Genomic DNA, 15,945 nt, shown 5'->3' with positions numbered 1-15,945 from the left:
GGATGCGCGTCGGTCGGGCGGTGGCTACGGTACGAACATGCGTAACTGACGCCCCAATTCCGAGCCGGCCCGCCGCCCCGCGTCGCGGTCCGTGCGCTCCCGGGCGTCGCGCATTCCCACCCCGCCGTTCGGTGGCGATGGCCCTGCCTGGCCCGGTGAGCAGTCCCTTCCCCACTCGACCGTCGCGCAACGGCGGTCACCAGCCGATCCGACCGACCGCCGCAGCGCGGGACCGGCCGTGCCGGTCGGCATTGAAGGAGGCCCGGATGCCTGCCAGGCGTAACCCGAAGAAGACCCGTACCCCGAGAGCGACACCCCTCGGCGTCGACCCGGCGGCCGGCCACGGCCCGCTGCCAACCGCCCTCCCGGCCCTCGACCTCGCGGTCGAACCGGCCCTGCCGGCCCTGCTCGTGGAGCCTGCGCTGCGGGCTGGGTCGGCGTCGCGGGCTGGGTCGGCGCTGCGGGCTGGGTCGGCGTTGCCGGCGACATTGGTGGAGCCTGCGCTGCGGGCTGGGTCGGCGTTGCCGGCCTCCGCGCCCGACGACGTGGCGGTGCCGGACGAGGTGGCGGTGCCGGCAGCGGTCGATGTGCCAGCGGTTGTCGACGCGCCTTCGGTGGGTGATCTCCCGAAGGCGACCGGCCGACCTAAGGCACCGACGGCCGGGCCACCACAGGGCGGCGGCAACCGCTCCGGTGGCGGCCGCAGCCAGCAGGCCGGCCAGGCCCGCCGCTACGCCTTCCGTCGCAGCTGACCAAGCCACCCGGCCCCATCCCACCCACCCACCTCGCCCCACCCCACCCCGTCCCGCCTGGCCCCGCCCCACCCCGTCCCACCCCACCCCGTCCCGCCCCACCCCGTCCCGCGATCTTGCACTTTCTGCGCTCGCATACTCGGCATACATGGATGAATCGACGACAGGATTTGCAAGATCGACGGGGATGGCGCGTGGGCGGCGGGTGGTGACAACAACATCAGGGAAGTAGTGGCCTCCTTCGCCAGCGAAGCCACTACATCCCTGATGTTGTGCGGATCTTGTCGGCGGGAAGCGGGCGGGCAAGCAGCCGGCTCGCAGGGGCAGCGGGCAAGCAGCCGGCTGGCAGGGGCAGCGGGCAAGCAGCCGGCTGGCAGGGGCAGCGGGCGGCGGGCAGGCGGCTGGCAGGTGCGGCGGGCAGCTGGCCGGCACGGTGAGCGGCTGGCAGCGGGCGGCTTGCGGTGGGCGGCTTGCCGGCGGTGGCGGGCGGCTGGCAGCGGGGCGACTTGCGGTGGGGCAGCGGGCGGCTTGCCAGGCGGTGGCGTGCGGCTAGCGGCGGGCGGGCAGGGGCGGGCGGCGGGCGCGGGGCGCGGGGCGCGGGGCGGGGTCAGCTGATGAGGGGGCGGAAGGTGCCCAGGATGACGCTTGTGGTCAGGGCGGCTGCGGCGAGTACGGCAGCTCCGGCCACGAGGAGGACGTCGGCGCGGGTGAAGTGCTGCCGCCGGGCGACGGTACGGGGTGTGCCGGCGTCGAATCCGCGGGCGTCCATCGCCACGGCCAGCCGGGTGCCTCGGCGGATCGCCCCGACCAGCAGGGCGAACGCGGTGGAGGCGAACAGCCGCAGCTTGGCCACCGGATCGCGGCCGGCGTCCACCCCGCGCGCCCGGCGGGCCATGGTGATCATCTGCCACTCCTGGCCGAGGAGCGGGACCAGCCGGAACGCGGCCAGCGCACCGATGGCGAACCGGGCCGGCGCCTTCGCGTTCTGGATCAACGCGTCGGCCAGGTCGGTGGGGTCGGTGGTCGCGAAGACGATCACACCGGGCAGGGCCACCGCGAACACCCGCAGCACCAGGCCGAGCGCGGTGACCAGGACGCCGGTGCTCACCAGCACCGGTCCCACGTCCAGCAGGACCCGGCCGGACCGGTCGGCGGCGAACAGCACCAGGGTGACCAGGATGCCGGCGGCGCTGAGCAGCAGTGGCCAGGCCCGCCGGGCCAGCACCCGGTAGCGGATGCCGAACAGCGGCAGGACGGCCAGTTCGAGGGCGATGGCGATTGCCGGGGCCACCGGGTCCAGGGTCGCCAGCAGGGTGAACGAGAAGACCAGCGCGGCGGCGACCTTCGCCACCGGGTTGCGGCGGGCCAGCGGCGCGTCTGGCGCGGCGACCGGTTCGATGCTGATCATCGGTGGTCGTCCGGGGTTCGGTGCAGGGTGACGGTGCGGTCGGCGAGCGCGGTGACGAAGTCCGCGTCGTGGGTGACGGTGACCACGGCGTGCCCGGCGTCGCGCAGGTCGGCGAAGAGGTCGACCAGCTCTCGCCAGGTCCGCCGGTCCTGCCCGAAGGTGGGTTCGTCGCAGATCAGCAGACGTGGCGCGGTGGCCAGGGCGGTCGCCACGCTCAGCCGCCGCGCCTCGCCACCGGAGAGGGTGTACGGGTTGGCGGCGGCGAGCCGGGCCAGCCGTAGCCGTTCCAGCAGCCCGGCCACGGTCTCCTTGACGGCAGCCTCGGGTTGACCGGTGCGGCGCGGGCCCAGCGCCAACTCGTCGAAGACGGTGCTGGTGACGAACTGGTGCTCCGGGTCCTGGAAGACCGAGCCGATGCGTCGGGCCAGCGCGGGTGCCCGCCACCGGTGCGGGGGAGTGCGGTGGTCCGAGCCGGCCAGCTCGGCGGTCGCGGTGACGTGCCCGCTGCCCGGCCTGAGCAGACCGCCGAGCAGCAGCGCCAGGGTGGACTTGCCGGCACCGTTCGGTCCGCGTACGGCGAGTGCTTCACCGGCGCGTACCGCCAGGTCGGTGGGGCCCAGCCGGGGCGGCAGGCCGAGCCGGTCGGCGGTGAGCAACAGCTCCCCGGGGCTGGCGGTGGCCGGTCGGGGCGCGATGGGGTGACCGGGCACCCAGACCCCCTCGGCGGCCAGGGCGGCGCCGTGGGCGGCGAAGACCGCCTCGGGCGGGCCGTCCGCGCGGACGCCGCCACCCGGTTCCAGGACGACCACCCGGTCGACAAGCGGCAGTGCCTCGGCGACCCGGTGCTCGACCAGGATCAGCGTGGTGTCGGCGTCCAGCGCGCCGGCCACCGCGTGCCGGACCAGCTCGGCCCCGGCGGGGTCGAGGTTGGCCGTCGGCTCGTCGAGCAGCAGCAGGGCGGGGCGCAGGGCCAGCGCGCCGGCCAGGGCGAGGCGTTGCTGCTCGCCGCCGGAGAGCGCGGCGGTGTGGCGGTCCCGGGAGTACGGGAAGCCGACCCGGTGCAGGGCCTCGTCCACCCGGGGCCAGATCTCGTCGGCCGGTACTCCCCGGTTCTCCAGCCCGAACGCGACGTCGTCGCCGCAGCGGGCCATCACCAGTTGGGTCTCCGGGTCCTGGAAGACGATGCCGACCCGTTCCCGCCCCTTGCGGGGGTCGAGCCCGTCGATCTCGACGGTGCCCTCCTGCTCGCCGGAGTCCTCCGGGAGCAGTCCCGCCAGGGCGCTGAGCAGTGTGCTCTTGCCAGCCCCGGAGGGCCCAAGAAGCAGAACTCGTTCCCCAGCCTCGACCCGCAGGTCAACTCCCCGCACGGCCCAGGCGCGCCGCCCAGCGTGCCGCCACCCGAACCCCCGCAGCAGTACCCCGCCCACCGAACCACCCCCTCCCAGCCGTGCGCCCCCGCTCCACCCTGCACGGTCGATCATGAGGTTGACGGTGGTTGTGGAGATCCATCCGCCCGTCAACCTCATGATCGACGCGAGTTGGTGGGGGTTAGATCAGGGCTCGGTTTCGACCTGCCGGGAAGCGGTCCAGGACGCCGGTGTTGGCCAGGGCGTTGGTCAGCAGCCAACCGCCCAGGCCGGCGATCACTGTGGCGCTGACGATGGTGAGCAGCGCGTACGGGATGCGGTAGTCGGTCAGCGCGTAGTCGACGTTCCAGACGAAGAAGTCGAACAGCGCGGCGCTGAGGCCGGTCAGCGCGCCCGCGAACACCGCGGTCGGCAGGCGGAACGACCGGTACCGGAAGGCGGCGAAGGCCAGCTCGGCGCCGATGCCCTGCACGATGCCCTGCGGAATGACCGTGCCGGCCCACTGGCTGCCCAGCAGCGCGGACAGGACCGCGGCCACGGTCTCGCAGTAGAGCGCGGCGCCGGGCTTGCGGATGACCAGCCCACCGATCACCGCCGGCATCAGCCAGACGCCGTAGAGCAGCGTCTGCGCCGGCGGGAAGAAGGCGAACGCGCCCTCGGTGGCGCTCCAGACCAGGCCCCAGGCCCAGAAGATGACGCCGAAGGCGACCGCGATCACCGAGGCGACCACGATGTCGATGGTGCGCCAACGGTGCGTGTCAGTGGTGGATGTCATGTGGTGCTCCCAGTTCGTGAGTGCGAACCAGGAGAAGACGCACGCCGCGTCCGGTGGCACCGGACTGCGGCGCGGCTGGAGGTCGACCGAACTCCCTGCGCTGGCATTACCCAGATCAGGTTCGAGGGTCTGCGGGCGTGCCCGCACTCTCAGCGCTGTGCGCTCCCCTGTCGGATATGAAGTTGTCTCGCTGACGCTAACACCACCAGGGGCGCGGGCCCAGCAGGGTATCCGCCTGACCTGCGGGAGCGAGCGGCCGACCGCCGGCTGGGTAGGCTTCCGATCATGCGGGTTGACGCGCGAGGCTTCACGTTCGAGGTGACCGTCGGCGGTCCGACGGACGGCGTACCCGTCCTGCTGCTGCACGGATTCCCCCAGCACAGCGGCGAGTGGGACGACGTGGTGCCGGCGCTGCACGCGGGCGGGCTGCGCACGTACGCGCTGGACCAGCGCGGTTACTCACCCGGCGCCCGGCCCACGGTGGTGGCCGACTACCGGATTCCCGAACTCGTCACCGACGTCGCGGCGGTGCTCGACGCGCTCGGGCTGGACGCCGTGCACCTGGTCGGCCACGACTGGGGTGCGATCGTGGCCTGGGCGGTTGCCGCCCGGCACCCCGAGCGGGTCCACACGCTGACCGCCGTGTCCGTACCGCATCCGGCGGCCATGGCGTACGCCCTGAGCAACGACGCCCAGCAGAAGGCGCGCTCGTCGTACATCGCCCTGTTCCGCAAGCCGGACAAGGCGGAGAAGGTCCTGCTGGCGTGGCACGCCACCGCGCTGCGCAAGATGCTCGGCGGGGTGGGCGACACGTCCCGGGTGAACCGGTACGCCGACCCGATGCGTGAGCCGGGTGCGCTGACGGCCGCGCTGAACTGGTACCGGGCGATGTCCCGCGCCGACCTGGCCGGCGTCGGCCCGGTAGCGGTGCCCACCACGTACGTCTGGAGTGACCGGGACGTCGCCATCGGCCGGACCGCCGCCGAGGCGTGCGCGGAGAACGTCACCGGCGACTACCGCTTCGTGCAGCTGCCCGGGGTGAGTCACTGGATCCCGGACGCGGCGCCGGCCCCGCTCGCCGAGGCGATCCTGGCCCGAGCCGGCGGGACGGCCTGAGCAGCAGTGGACAGCAACGGGCCGCTGGCTCGCAACCGAACGACGGAGGACGTATGACGGTGAGTGCCGAGGACTACCTGGCCGTGGTGACCGAGACGATCGGCCGGGTGGCCGCCAGTCAGCGGGAGGCGGTGGGGCGGGCTGCCGACCTGATCGCCGAGGCCGTCCGAGCCGACGGCGTGGTGCACGCGTTCGGCACCGGGCACTCGGAGGCCCTCGCCATGGAGATCGCCGGACGGGCGGGTGGTCTGGTGCCGACCAACCGGATCGCGCTACGCGACCTGGTGCTGCTCGGTGGCGAACCGGCCGACCGGCTGGGCCCGCTGCTGGAACGGGACCCGGCCGTCGCGCACCGTCTCTACGAGCTGGCCCCGGTGCGCCCCACCGATGTCTTCGTGCTCGCCTCGAACTCCGGCGTCAACGGCGCGATGGTGGAGTTCGCCACGCTGGTGAAGGAGCACGGTCACGGGCTGGTGGCGATCACCTCGGCGCGGCACTCCGGCCACATGGCCTCCCGGCACCCGTCCGGGCGCAAGCTGAGCGACCTCGCCGACGTGGTGCTCGACAACGGTGCGCCGTACGGCGACGCGACGCTGCCCCTGCCCGGTGGTGGCGCGGTCGGCGCGGTCTCCTCGATCACCGCGGCGCTGCTGGCGCAGCAGGTGACAGTGGAGGTGGTGGCGCGGTTGCTGGCGGCGGGGGAGCGGCCCCCGGTCTACCTGTCGGCGAACATCCCGGACGGCGACGCGCACAACAACGAGCTGGAAGCGCGGTACGCGGGCCGGATCCGACGCGGGTCCTGAGGCCGCCGGCGGCCGACGTGCGTCGCCGAGATGAACGGCAGATGTCGTGAACCTGTTTCGCGCTCGGCCGGGTGGGGCATTGGCGTTGCTGCCGGCGGGCGGGACCGCCGGCAGTAGCGTCTCACCGGAGGTAGCGCGTGTCCAAGGAGACCGAGAAGCAGCGCTGGCAGCGCAACTTCGCCGACCTGCTGCAGGAGTTGCGGGTCGCCCAGACCGGCGTGCAGATCCTCTTCGCCTTCCTGCTCACCCTGCCGTTCAGTAACGGGTTCACCGAGACCACCGAGTTCCAGCGCGACGTCTACATCGTGGCGTTGCTCGCGGCGGCAGCCGCCACCGCGATGATCATCTCGCCGGTGGCGTTCCACCGGGCTCTGTTCCGGCAGGGACGCAAACCGGAGCTGGTCCGTTTCGCGCACCGGATGGCGACCGGTGGCCTCGCCTTCATGCTGATCGCCATGGTCAGCGCGGTGCTGCTGATCACCGACTTCGTGCTGGACCGGCCGATCGCCTTCCTGCTCAGCGCCCTGACCGGGCTCTGGTTCCTCACCTTCTGGATGGTGTTGCCGTTCGCCCGGCGCAACTGGGGTGAGGACGACATCGAAGACGATGACGACGACCCGGACACGACCGTCGGCCACTGATCGCGTCGATCTACACGCAGCGCTACCCCTGGGTAACAACCGGGGGTAGCGTGGTGGTAGTCGCGCACGTCGACGCAGCCGCACCGAGCTTCGAGGGGGCAGCCGTGACCACGACGCAGAACGGCCGACCGGCACCGGACGGCCCCGACTCCGAAACCACGGCCGGTGCCGCCGCGCCGCTGCCCGCCGAAGCCGGTCAGGTCACCGAGAAGGAAGCCCGGCAGGTCGCCGAGGCCGCCCGCGAATCCACCTGGGACCGGCCCAGCTTCGGCAAGGAGCTGTTCCTCGGCCGGTTCCGGCTCGACCTGATCGACCCGTGGCCCCGATCCGACCCGGACGACGTGGCCCGCGCGGAGGAGTTCCTTGGTCGGTTCCGCGCCTTCCTGACCTCCGAGGTGGATGGTGAGGCCATCGAGCGGGACGCGTCCATACCCGACTCGGTGTTCCACGGCCTGGCCGACATCGGCGCGTTCGGCATGAAGATCGACCGGAAGTACGGCGGGCTCGGGCTGAGCAACCTGCACTACTGCCGAGCGCTCATGTTGGCCGGCTCGGTCAGCCCGGCCATCGGCGCGCTGCTCTCGGCGCACCAGTCGATCGGGGTGCCGCAGCCACTGAAGATGTTCGGCACCCCCGAGCAGAAGCAACGCTTCCTGCCCCGGCTCGCCGCCGGTGAGGTGTCCGCGTTCCTGCTCACCGAGCCGGACGTCGGCTCCGACCCGGCCCGGCTGGCCACCATCGCGGAGCCGACCGAGGACGGCACCGGTTACCGGCTCAACGGGGTGAAGCTCTGGGCCACCAATGGCATCGTGGCCACCCTGCTGGTGGTGATGGCCCGGGTGCCGGCCACGCAGGGACGTCGGGGCGGCATCACCGCGTTCGTGGTGGACGGCGACAGCCCCGGCATCACCGTCGAGCGGCGCAACGAGTTCATCGGCCTGCGCGGCCTGGAGAACAGCCTGACCCGGTTCCACGACGTGATCGTCCCCGCCGAGAACGTCATCGGCGGCGAGGGCAAGGGGCTGAAGATCGCCCTGACCACGCTGAACACCGGCCGGCTCTCACTGCCGGCCATGTGCGTGGGCGCCGGCAAGTGGGCGTTGAACGTGGCCCGAGGGTGGGCCGCCGACCGGGTCCAGTGGGGACGGCCGGTGGGCGAGCACGAGGCGGTCGCGCAGAAACTCTCCTTCATCGCCGCCACCACGTACGGCATGGAGACGATGCTCGACCTCTGCTGCCTGTTCGCCGACGACGACCGCAACGACATCCGGATCGAGGCGGCACTGGTCAAGCTGTACGCCAGCGAGATGGCCTGGAAGATCGCCGACGAGCTGATCCAGATCCGAGGTGGGCGCGGCTACGAGACGGCCGACTCGCTGGCCGCCCGCGGCGAACGCCCGGCCGCCGTCGAGCAGATGCTACGCGACCTGCGGATCAACCGGATCTTCGAGGGCTCCACCGAGATCATGCACCTGCTGATCGCGCGGGAGGCGGTCGACGCCCACCTGTCGGTGGCCGGCGACATCATCGACCCGGACGCGGGGCTGGGCCGCAAGGCCCGAGCCGGCGCGCGAGCGGGCGCCTTCTACGCGAAGTGGCTGCCCACGCTCGCCGTCGGTCGAGGGCAGAGCCCTTCGGCGTACGCCGAGTTCGGCCCGCTCGCCGCGCACCTGCGCCAGGTGGAGCGTTCGTCGCGCAAGCTGGCCCGGTCGACGTTCTACGCGATGTCCCGCTGGCAGGGAAAGATGGAGCGCAAGCAGGCGTTCCTCGGCCGGGTGGTGGACATCGGCGCCGAGTTGTTCGCGATGTCCGCGGTCTGCGTCCGGGCCTCCGCCGAACGGGACACCCGCCCGGAGAACGTCGAGCTGGCCGACCTGTTCTGCCGGCAGGCGCGGGTGCGGGTGGACGCCCTGTTCGCCGGCCTCTGGGACAACACCGACTCGGTCGACACCGCCGCCGCGAAGCGCATCCTCGCCGGGCGCTACGCGAGCCTGGAGGAGGGCGTGCTCACCCCGTCCGAGGAGCTGCCCTGGGTGGCCCCGTGGTCACCCGGTCCGTCCACCTCCGAGGACGTCCGCCGCCGCATCCCGCCAAAGCCGTAAACCCCGCCGCAGGTCGGCCGCGATGCGTGTCGGCAGGGTTGGCCGCCGTGCGGGTCGGCGGCTTCGGTCAGCGGGAGACCGCCCAGGCCAGCACCCCCGCCAGGATCAGACCGTTGAGCCCGGCCAGGGCCAGGTACGCCGCAGGTGGAATCTTCTTGCCCCGGCGCAGGAAGGACACCAGGACAGCGGCGTAGCCGAGCAGCAGGACGGCGATGACGACGAGGAAGTAGAACACCCGACGACTTTAGCGGCCCCGGCTGCGTAGACCGAGTTGGCGCAGCTCCAGCGCGGCCAGGGCGTCGACTGTCGCGTCGTCGCCGCGCCGCCACGCCTCGGCGACGTCCGGGCCGATCCGGGTCAGTTGGCCCAGCGGCTGGGTGGCCAGGGCGCGCAGGGCGAGCAGGTCCCGGCCGGCCGGCCCGACGGCCAGCTTCGCGGCCGAACCGGCTCGGCGCATCCAGCGCAGCCGCAGCGGCAACCAACCGAAGAGCACGATGCCGAGCGGGAAGATCAGCACCGCGACGGCGAGGGCGAGGGCGAGCTGGTCGACCAGGTGCTGCTGGTCGCGGCCGGCGTCGGCCAGCCCACGGGCCGCGTCGGCGGCCTGCCGGAACGGAGCGGTCAGCTCGTCGCCGACCAGTGGCACCCGGCCGACCTTCCCGCCGGCTTCGGCGAGGTTGTCGGCGAGGCCGCTGCCCGCGCCCTCCAGCTTCTGTCCGGGTACGGCGAGCTTCTGCACCAGGTCGTGCAGCCACAGCGCGCCGCGGATCGCCACGTACACCCAGGCGACGACGAGCAGGTCGGTGAGCAACTGACGGGCGGCGGTCGGAAACCGATCGGCATAGATCTTCACGCCGGACAGCGTGTCACGAACGGCCTTCGCGGGGCACCCGTGACGTGAGCCCGGATCGCGATCGACCGGGCTGGTGGTCAGCGCGGGCAGGTCGGGCAGGTGCCGAAGATTTCCAGGGTGTGGCTGACGTCGGCGTAGCCGTGCTGCGCGGCGACCCGGTCGGCCCAGCTCTCCACGGCCGGCCCGGCCACCTCGACCGTACGCCCGCACACCCGGCAGACCAGGTGGTGGTGGTGCCCCTCGCTGCAGCGGCGGTAGAGGTGCTCGCCTCCCGGCGGACGCATCACGTCGATCTCACCGGCGTCGGCGAGCCCCTGGAGGGTGCGGTAGACGGTGGTCAGGCCGACCCGCTCGCCGCGCTGCCGCAGCATCGCGTGCAGGTCCTGGGCGCTGTGGAAGCCCTCCATCTCGCCCAGCAGCGCGCTCACCGCCGAACGCTGCCGGGTGTTGCGCACCGCGGCGCTGCTCTCGCTCATGATCCCTCCCCGGCGTGGCTGACCGCGTCCGCCACGATGTGCGCGACGTGCTCGTCGACCAGGCTGTAGGCGATCTCCCGGCCTCGGCGGGAGCCGCGCACCACGCCCGCTCCGCGCAACACCCGTAGGTGCTGGGAGACCAGTGGTTGCGCCGCGCCGAGCTTCTCCACCAACTCGTGCACGCACCGCTCGCCGTCGGCCAGCTCGCTGACGATGGCCAGCCGAATGGGAGCGGACAGGGCGCGGAGCAGTTCGCTGGCCCCGTCGAACCCGTCGTAGCCCGTCGCGCTGGTCATCCTGCAACGGTAACCAATACCACCGAGGTCGTGCTGACCAGGCTCAGCTCAGCACGACCTCGTGAGGTTCCGGTGTCGGTACGGCGGTCGGCGTCGTCCGGCGGCGCACGACCCGCCAGACGGCGCCGGCCACGGCCACCACCAGGAACGAGGCGATCGCCACCAGTACCACCGAGGCGCCCGGCGCGGTGTCCGCCGTGGCCGCCACCCAGACACCCGAGCCGGCGGCGAAGAGCCCGAGCGCCATGGCGGCGGCCATCGTGCTGCGGAAACCCCGGGTGACCTGCTGGGCGGTGGCAACCGGCACCACCATCAACGCGCTGATCAGCAGCACGCCGACGGCCCGCATGGCGATGGTCACGGTGACCGCCGTGGCGACCGCGATCAGCAGGTTCAGCGTGCGGACCGGCAGACCGGAGACCCGGGCGTACTCCTCGTCGTGACTGACCGCGAAGAGCGCCGGCCGCAACGCGATCATCGTGACCAGGATCGCCGCGCCGAGCGCCGCGATGGTGGTCAGGTCGGCGGGCGAGATGGTGGTCAGCGACCCGAACAGGTAGGCGTTGAGGTTCGCGCTGGTCGCGTCGGAGAGGCCGACCAGGAGTACGCCGCCCGCGATGCCGCCGTAGAAGAGCAGAGCCAGAGCCAGATCACCGGAGGTACGGCCACGGGCCCGGACGATCTCGATGGCGATCGCGCCGATGGTGGCGGCGATCACCGCGACCAGCACCGGGGAGCGGTTGAGCAGCAACCCCGCGCCGACGCCGGTCAGCGCCACGTGCCCCACACCATCGCCGATCAACGCCAGCCGGCGCTGCACCAGGTAGATGCCGAGCGCCGGCGCGGCCAGGCCGATCACCAGCGCGCCGATCAGGGCGCGCTGCATGTAGGGGTACTGGAAGAGTTCCATGGGTCAGTTGCTCCACAGCCCGGCGGGCTCGTCGTAGCAGTGCGGGTGCACGTGGTCGTGGTCGGGTTCCGCGTGATGGCCGGCCGGGTCGGGCACCGCGCCGTCGTGGGCGATGCGACCCTCGTGCACGACGACGGCTCGGCTGATCACCGGTCGCAGCGGGCCCAGCTCGTGGGCGACGAGCAGCACCGTTCCGCCGTCGGCGACGAAGTCGCGCAGCGCGCCGGCGAAGGCCTCCTGGCTGGCCGCGTCCACCCCGGCGGTTGGCTCGTCGAGCACCAGCAGCTCCGGCTGGCCGGCCAGGGCGCGGGCTATCAGGGTGCGCTGCTGCTGGCCGCCGGAGAGCGTGGACACCGGGTCACCGGCCCGGTCGGCGAGCCCGACCGCGCCCAGCGCGGCGTCGACGGCGGCCCGGTCGGCTCGACCCGGCGGACGAAGCACCCCCCGACGGGCCAGCCGGCCGGAGGCCACCACCTCCCGGACGGTCGCCGGAACGCCGCCGCCGGCGCCCAGGCGTTGCGGGACGTACCCGATGCGTGCCCACTGCCGGAACCGGCGCAACGGCCGGTCGAAGAGGGTGACCGAGCCGGCGCTGATCGGCACCAGCCCGAGCACGGCGCGGATCAGGGTGGACTTGCCCGAGCCGTTGGCGCCGAGGATGGCGACCACCTCGCCGGCGGTCACGGTGAGCGAGATGTCCCGGAGCACGGGGCGGCCGTCGTAGCCGACCACCCCGTGCTCGACGGTGATGACAGGTGAGGTCACGAGCAGCTCAAGGCCGTCTGCAGGGTCCGCAGGTTGGTGCGCATCACCGAAAGGTAGTCCCCGTTGTTGCCGGCGGCGAGCCCTTCGATCGGGTCGAGCACGGCGGTCTTCGCGCCGACCTGACCGGCGATGGTCTCGGCCACCTTGGGGCTGACCAGGGTCTCGAAGAAGATCGTGGTGGCCTGGTGCTCCTTGGCCTCCTCGATCACGTGCGCGAGGCGCTGCGGCGAGGGCTCGACGTCCGGGCTCAGCCCGGTGATGCCGACCTGGTCGAGCTGGTAGCGGTCGGCGAGGTATCCGAACGCGGCGTGGCTAGTCACGATCTCCCGCCGCTGGCAGGTCGCCAGACCGTGCTTGAACTCGCCGTCCAGTGCCGTCAGGTCGGCGCGCAGGGCAGTCGCCCGGGCGGTGTAGTCGGCGGCGTGGTCCGGGTCGGCCTTGCCGAGCCGCTGGGCGAGCTGGTCGCCGATGCCGGCCAACCGGGTCGGGTCGAGCCAGACGTGCGGGTCCTTGCCGCCGCCCTCCTCGGCGTGACCCTCTTCCTCGCCCTCGTGGTTGTGCCCGCCGGCGGACGCGTCCAACAGCGGCTGCACGCTCGTCACGTCGAACGCCCGGTCGCCGCCGTTCTGGGCCACGGCGTCGTCCACGGCCGGCTGGAACCCCTTGAGGTAGACGATCAGCTCCGCGTCGCTGACCTCTCCGACCTGGCTCGGGTTGAGCTCCAGGTCGTGCGGCTCGGCGCCGGGCTTGGCCAGGTTGGTGACCCGGACCGCGTCGCCGCCGATCCGTTCGGCCAGGAACTGGAGGGGGTAGAACGCGGCCACCACGTCGACTCGCTGGGGGTCGGCGCCGGCGGCACCGCCGGTGGAGCAGCCGGCTCCAGCGCCCAGGGCGAGGAGGGCGGTCGCGGCGGCCAGGACACGGTACGTGGCGCGGTTGGTCATGTCGTCAACTGTCCGTGGCAACGATAATGATTGTCAAAAACGCATGATTGCATGTCAGAGGAGCTTCGCGAGGCCCACTGTCACCAGCAGGGTGAGCATCACCAGCCGGATCAGCCGGGTCTGCGGCGCCTGAACCGCCCAGGTCGTCGCCAACAGGGCGATCAGGACCCCGGCGAGCGCGAGCGTGAGCAGCCCGCCAATCACCCCGGGCGTGAAAAACGCCACCAGCACCACCACGAGGGTGAGCAGGAACACCGACGTCGGGTTCGCCCCGGCCAACCGGGCGAGCAGAGGGCGCTGCGTACGCTGCATCCCACAGACTCTACGAGGAGGAACCCCCGGTGCTGGTGACCAACCGGTTCGTGGTCGACGTCGATGCCGCCGACGGCTTCACCGAACGGGCGCACGCCGCCCTCACCGCGCTGGCCGCCCGGCCCGGCTACCTGCGCGGCCAACTGGTCCGGGCGCTGGACGACCCCCGGCACTGGTCACTGGTCACCGAATGGGAGTCGGTCGGCACGTACCGGCGGGCGCTGGGCGGCTTCGAGGTCAAGGTCAGCGCCGTGCCGCTGCTCGCCGAGTCCGTCGACGAGCCCTCCGCGTACGAGGCGCTGGCCACCGCCGCCCCCGGCGGGGCCGTGGTCGTCGCCGAGAGTGATCGGGCTGCGGGTCCTTACCGCTGAGCCGCCGGACACTACGCTGCTCCTATGACCGCACCCGCCCCGCCACCCGGTCCCGGGGTGGCTCCGCCGTTCGCCGCGCCGCCCACCGAGGGCCGCCGGACTCGGCTCTGGATCGGCCTCGGCGTCGGCGCGCTCGCCGTGGTGCTCTGCTGCGGCGGCGGTGGCACCGCCGTCGTCGGCCTGGCCGTCAGCGGAGTCCAGGCCATCCGGGAACAGGCCCGCACCGTGACCGGCGACTACTACCAGGCGCTGGTCGAGCGGAACTACGGGCGGGCGTACGACCAGCTCTGCGACGACGCGCAGCGGCGTGAGTCCCGGCCGGAGTTCGAACGGCGCGCCGCCGCAGAACCGCAGGTGACAGGGTTCCGGGTGGGCGAGGTGGACACCACCTACCTGACCGTGCCGGTCGACGTGACCCTCGACGGCGGCGACCGGGAGCGGCAGCAGGTCAGCCTCGGGCAGGACGGGCAGACCGGCGGCGTGGAGGTCTGCGAGGTCAGCTGACCCGTCCCCGGTATTCTGCTGGGCTCGGGGGGACGGTGGTCGTACCGTTGTCCCGAACCGACCGTTCAGTCCACATCTCGCCCCCGCCGACCGCCAGCCGGCGTAGGAGGAAACATGCCAGCCGACCGTATCGACGCCGTCGTCAGCCTCGCCAAGCGCCGAGGCTTCGTCTTCCCCTCCAGTGAGATCTACGGAGGCACCCGATCGGCGTGGGACTACGGTCCGCTCGGCGTGGAGCTCAAGGAGAACGTTCGCCGGCAGTGGTGGAAGACGATGGTCCAGCAGCGCGACGACGTCGTCGGCCTGGACTCCGCGGTGATCCTGTCCCGCAAGGTGTGGGAGGCGTCCGGCCACATCGCCGAGTTCGTCGACCCGCTCACCGAGTGCCAGTTCTGTCACAAGCGGTTCCGGGCGGACCACCTGGAAGAGGCGTACGCCGAGAAGCACGGCAAGCCGCTCACCTCGCTGGCCGAGCTGAACTGCCCCAACTGCGGCAACAAGGGCACCTTCACCGAGCCGAAGATGTTCAACGGCCTGATGAAGACCTACCTGGGCCCGGTGGAGAGCGACGAGGGGCTGCACTACCTGCGCCCGGAGACCGCGCAGGGCATCTTCGTCAACTACAAGAACGTCGAGACGGTCGCCCGCAAGAAGCCCCCGTTCGGCATCGCGCAGACCGGCAAGTCGTTCCGCAACGAGATCACCCCGGGCAACTTCATCTTCCGGACCCGTGAGTTCGAGCAGATGGAGATGGAGTTCTTCGTCGAGCCGGGCACCGACGAGCAGTGGCACGAGTACTGGCTCCAGGAGCGCTGGAACTGGTACCTCGACCTTGGCCTCTCGGCGGACAATCTGCGCCTGTTCGAGCACCCCAAGGAGAAGCTGTCGCACTACTCGAAGCGGACCGTGGACATCGAGTACCGCTTCCAGTTCGGTGGCACCGAGTTCGCCGAGCTTGAGGGTGTCGCCAACCGCACCGACTTCGACCTCTCCACGCACAGCAAGCACTCCGGCGTCGACCTGTCGTACTTCGACCAGAGCAAGAGTGAGCGCTGGATGCCGTACGTCATCGAGCCGGCCGCGGGTCTGACCCGCGCGGTGCTCGCCTTCCTGCTGGAGGCGTACGACGAGGACGAGGCGCCGAACACCAAGGGCGGCGTGGACAAGCGCACCGTGATGCGGTTCGACCCGAGGCTCGCCCCGGTCAAGGTGGCGGTGCTGCCGCTGTCCCGCAACGAGGCGTTGTCGCCCAAGGCCAAGGATCTCGCGACCCTGCTGCGCAAGCGCTGGGTGGTGGAGTTCGACGACTCGCAGGCGATCGGGCGTCGCTACCGCCGGCAGGACGAGATCGGCACCCCGTTCTGCGTCACCGTCGACTTCGACACCCTGGACGACAACGCGGTGACGGTGCGCAACCGGGACACCATGGCCCAGGAGCGCGTCTCCCTGGACCAGGTCGAGCGCTACCTGATCGAGCGGCTCCCGGGCTGCTGAGACTCTGCGCACGGGGCCTCGGCCGACGCGATGAGCGCCGGTCGGGGCCCCGTACA

At 72.1% G+C, this 15,945-nt stretch carries 19 protein-coding genes and 1 riboswitch; of the genes, 8 read left to right on the top strand and 11 right to left on the bottom strand.

All coding sequences use genetic code 11. The annotated features are described in order from the left end of the window. Nucleotides 1-266 precede the first annotated feature (266 nt). Nucleotides 267-752 (top strand): hypothetical protein, encoded by a 486-nt coding sequence (locus tag ACIBEF_RS05740; RefSeq protein ID WP_396791501.1) that lies wholly within the window; start codon nucleotides 267-269, stop codon nucleotides 750-752. Nucleotides 753-1,359: 607 nt separating this feature from the next. Here the strand turns inward: ACIBEF_RS05740 and ACIBEF_RS05735 are convergent. The 3 genes from ACIBEF_RS05735 to ACIBEF_RS05725 form a co-directional block, all read right to left on the bottom strand. After that, a complete protein-coding gene (locus ACIBEF_RS05735) occupies nucleotides 1,360-2,160 on the bottom strand; it encodes an energy-coupling factor transporter transmembrane component T family protein (RefSeq protein WP_396791499.1) in 801 nt (266 codons plus the stop codon). Further along, the gene (locus ACIBEF_RS05730) at nucleotides 2,157-3,587 is read right to left on the bottom strand and encodes an ABC transporter ATP-binding protein (RefSeq protein ID WP_396791497.1); all 1,431 of its coding nucleotides are present in this window, start codon (nucleotides 3,585-3,587) and stop codon (nucleotides 2,157-2,159) included. Before ACIBEF_RS05730 ends, ACIBEF_RS05735 begins: the two co-directional genes overlap by 4 nt. Before the next feature lie 121 nt (nucleotides 3,588-3,708). Next, entirely contained in the window at nucleotides 3,709-4,302 is a 594-nt protein-coding gene (locus ACIBEF_RS05725) for an ECF transporter S component (protein ID WP_210786970.1), read from the bottom strand. A 74-nt stretch (nucleotides 4,303-4,376) separates the two neighbouring features. Continuing rightward, nucleotides 4,377-4,481: riboswitch (TPP riboswitch) on the bottom strand. A gap of 106 nt (nucleotides 4,482-4,587) precedes the next feature. Here ACIBEF_RS05725 and ACIBEF_RS05720 point away from each other — a divergent pair. The 4 genes from ACIBEF_RS05720 to ACIBEF_RS05705 all read left to right on the top strand — a co-directional run bounded on the left by ACIBEF_RS05720 (nucleotide 4,588) and on the right by ACIBEF_RS05705 (nucleotide 8,964). Further along, nucleotides 4,588-5,418 (top strand): alpha/beta fold hydrolase, encoded by an 831-nt coding sequence (locus tag ACIBEF_RS05720; RefSeq protein WP_396791495.1) that lies wholly within the window; start codon nucleotides 4,588-4,590, stop codon nucleotides 5,416-5,418. 53 nt (nucleotides 5,419-5,471) lie between these two features. Continuing rightward, entirely contained in the window at nucleotides 5,472-6,221 is a 750-nt protein-coding gene (locus ACIBEF_RS05715) for a sugar isomerase domain-containing protein (RefSeq protein WP_396791494.1), read from the top strand. 137 nt (nucleotides 6,222-6,358) lie between these two features. Further along, nucleotides 6,359-6,862, top strand: a complete 504-nt coding sequence (locus ACIBEF_RS05710) for a DUF6328 family protein (RefSeq protein ID WP_396791492.1) — start codon at nucleotides 6,359-6,361, stop codon at nucleotides 6,860-6,862. 104 nt (nucleotides 6,863-6,966) lie between these two features. Further along, entirely contained in the window at nucleotides 6,967-8,964 is a 1,998-nt protein-coding gene (locus ACIBEF_RS05705) for an acyl-CoA dehydrogenase family protein (RefSeq protein WP_396791490.1), read from the top strand. Nucleotides 8,965-9,031: 67 nt separating this feature from the next. On the opposite strand, the gene ACIBEF_RS05700 is transcribed toward ACIBEF_RS05705, so the two are convergent. The 8 genes from ACIBEF_RS05700 to ACIBEF_RS05665 all read right to left on the bottom strand — a co-directional run bounded on the left by ACIBEF_RS05700 (nucleotide 9,032) and on the right by ACIBEF_RS05665 (nucleotide 13,520). Continuing rightward, nucleotides 9,032-9,199: a hypothetical protein gene (locus ACIBEF_RS05700; protein ID WP_167493739.1), complete on the bottom strand. Its 168-nt coding sequence runs from the start codon at nucleotides 9,197-9,199 to the stop codon at nucleotides 9,032-9,034. A 9-nt stretch (nucleotides 9,200-9,208) separates the two neighbouring features. Further along, nucleotides 9,209-9,817, bottom strand: a complete 609-nt coding sequence (locus ACIBEF_RS05695) for a hypothetical protein (protein WP_355009249.1) — start codon at nucleotides 9,815-9,817, stop codon at nucleotides 9,209-9,211. A 77-nt stretch (nucleotides 9,818-9,894) separates the two neighbouring features. Continuing rightward, complete coding sequence (locus tag ACIBEF_RS05690) at nucleotides 9,895-10,293, bottom strand: Fur family transcriptional regulator (protein WP_091409697.1); 399 nt, start codon at nucleotides 10,291-10,293, stop codon at nucleotides 9,895-9,897. Beyond that, nucleotides 10,290-10,589, bottom strand: coding sequence for a metalloregulator ArsR/SmtB family transcription factor (locus ACIBEF_RS05685; protein ID WP_088988100.1), 300 nt, complete (start codon nucleotides 10,587-10,589; stop codon nucleotides 10,290-10,292). Before ACIBEF_RS05685 ends, ACIBEF_RS05690 begins: the two co-directional genes overlap by 4 nt. A gap of 43 nt (nucleotides 10,590-10,632) precedes the next feature. Continuing rightward, a complete protein-coding gene (locus ACIBEF_RS05680) occupies nucleotides 10,633-11,499 on the bottom strand; it encodes a metal ABC transporter permease (protein WP_396791487.1) in 867 nt (288 codons plus the stop codon). Nucleotides 11,500-11,502: 3 nt separating this feature from the next. Next, a complete protein-coding gene (locus ACIBEF_RS05675; RefSeq protein ID WP_387354551.1) occupies nucleotides 11,503-12,264 on the bottom strand; it encodes a metal ABC transporter ATP-binding protein in 762 nt (253 codons plus the stop codon). Continuing rightward, nucleotides 12,261-13,208 (bottom strand): metal ABC transporter substrate-binding protein, encoded by a 948-nt coding sequence (locus ACIBEF_RS05670; RefSeq protein WP_396791485.1) that lies wholly within the window; start codon nucleotides 13,206-13,208, stop codon nucleotides 12,261-12,263. The genes ACIBEF_RS05675 and ACIBEF_RS05670 overlap by 4 nt, the downstream gene beginning before the upstream one ends. A 54-nt stretch (nucleotides 13,209-13,262) precedes the next feature. After that, complete coding sequence (locus ACIBEF_RS05665) at nucleotides 13,263-13,520, bottom strand: hypothetical protein (protein ID WP_030338196.1); 258 nt, start codon at nucleotides 13,518-13,520, stop codon at nucleotides 13,263-13,265. Nucleotides 13,521-13,549: 29 nt separating this feature from the next. On the opposite strand from ACIBEF_RS05665, the gene ACIBEF_RS05660 reads away from it, so the two are divergent. The 3 genes from ACIBEF_RS05660 (at nucleotide 13,550) to ACIBEF_RS05650 (ending at nucleotide 15,889) form a co-directional block, all read left to right on the top strand. Then, nucleotides 13,550-13,891, top strand: coding sequence for an antibiotic biosynthesis monooxygenase (locus ACIBEF_RS05660; protein WP_366611971.1), 342 nt, complete (start codon nucleotides 13,550-13,552; stop codon nucleotides 13,889-13,891). Between the two features lie 24 nt (nucleotides 13,892-13,915). After that, nucleotides 13,916-14,395, top strand: a complete 480-nt coding sequence (locus tag ACIBEF_RS05655; protein WP_238678531.1) for a hypothetical protein — start codon at nucleotides 13,916-13,918, stop codon at nucleotides 14,393-14,395. 114 nt (nucleotides 14,396-14,509) lie between these two features. After that, the gene (locus tag ACIBEF_RS05650; protein ID WP_091409675.1) at nucleotides 14,510-15,889 is read left to right on the top strand and encodes a glycine--tRNA ligase; all 1,380 of its coding nucleotides are present in this window, start codon (nucleotides 14,510-14,512) and stop codon (nucleotides 15,887-15,889) included. The last annotated feature ends 56 nt before the right edge of the window (nucleotides 15,890-15,945 follow it).

Source organism: Micromonospora sp. NPDC050795 (genome assembly GCF_044456785.1).
In the GTDB taxonomy this organism is placed as follows: domain Bacteria; phylum Actinomycetota; class Actinomycetes; order Mycobacteriales; family Micromonosporaceae; genus Micromonospora.
This window is presented reverse-complemented; position numbering and strand designations above follow the sequence as displayed.

Excerpts from the sequence above, each read along its gene's own strand:
- ACIBEF_RS05740 (WP_396791501.1), top strand. The coding sequence starts at position 267 with ATGCCTGCCAGGCGTAACCCGAAGAAGACCCGTACCCCGAGAGCGACA.
- ACIBEF_RS05735 (WP_396791499.1), bottom strand. The coding sequence starts at position 2,160 with ATGATCAGCATCGAACCGGTCGCCGCGCCAGACGCGCCGCTGGCCCGC.
- ACIBEF_RS05725 (WP_210786970.1), bottom strand. The coding sequence starts at position 4,302 with ATGACATCCACCACTGACACGCACCGTTGGCGCACCATCGACATCGTG.
- ACIBEF_RS05720 (WP_396791495.1), top strand. The coding sequence starts at position 4,588 with ATGCGGGTTGACGCGCGAGGCTTCACGTTCGAGGTGACCGTCGGCGGT.
- ACIBEF_RS05715 (WP_396791494.1), top strand. The coding sequence starts at position 5,472 with ATGACGGTGAGTGCCGAGGACTACCTGGCCGTGGTGACCGAGACGATC.
- ACIBEF_RS05690 (WP_091409697.1), bottom strand. The coding sequence starts at position 10,293 with ATGAGCGAGAGCAGCGCCGCGGTGCGCAACACCCGGCAGCGTTCGGCG.
- ACIBEF_RS05685 (WP_088988100.1), bottom strand. The coding sequence starts at position 10,589 with ATGACCAGCGCGACGGGCTACGACGGGTTCGACGGGGCCAGCGAACTG.
- ACIBEF_RS05680 (WP_396791487.1), bottom strand. The coding sequence starts at position 11,499 with ATGGAACTCTTCCAGTACCCCTACATGCAGCGCGCCCTGATCGGCGCG.
- ACIBEF_RS05670 (WP_396791485.1), bottom strand. The coding sequence starts at position 13,208 with ATGACCAACCGCGCCACGTACCGTGTCCTGGCCGCCGCGACCGCCCTC.
- ACIBEF_RS05665 (WP_030338196.1), bottom strand. The coding sequence starts at position 13,520 with ATGCAGCGTACGCAGCGCCCTCTGCTCGCCCGGTTGGCCGGGGCGAAC.
- ACIBEF_RS05655 (WP_238678531.1), top strand. The coding sequence starts at position 13,916 with ATGACCGCACCCGCCCCGCCACCCGGTCCCGGGGTGGCTCCGCCGTTC.
- ACIBEF_RS05650 (WP_091409675.1), top strand. The coding sequence starts at position 14,510 with ATGCCAGCCGACCGTATCGACGCCGTCGTCAGCCTCGCCAAGCGCCGA.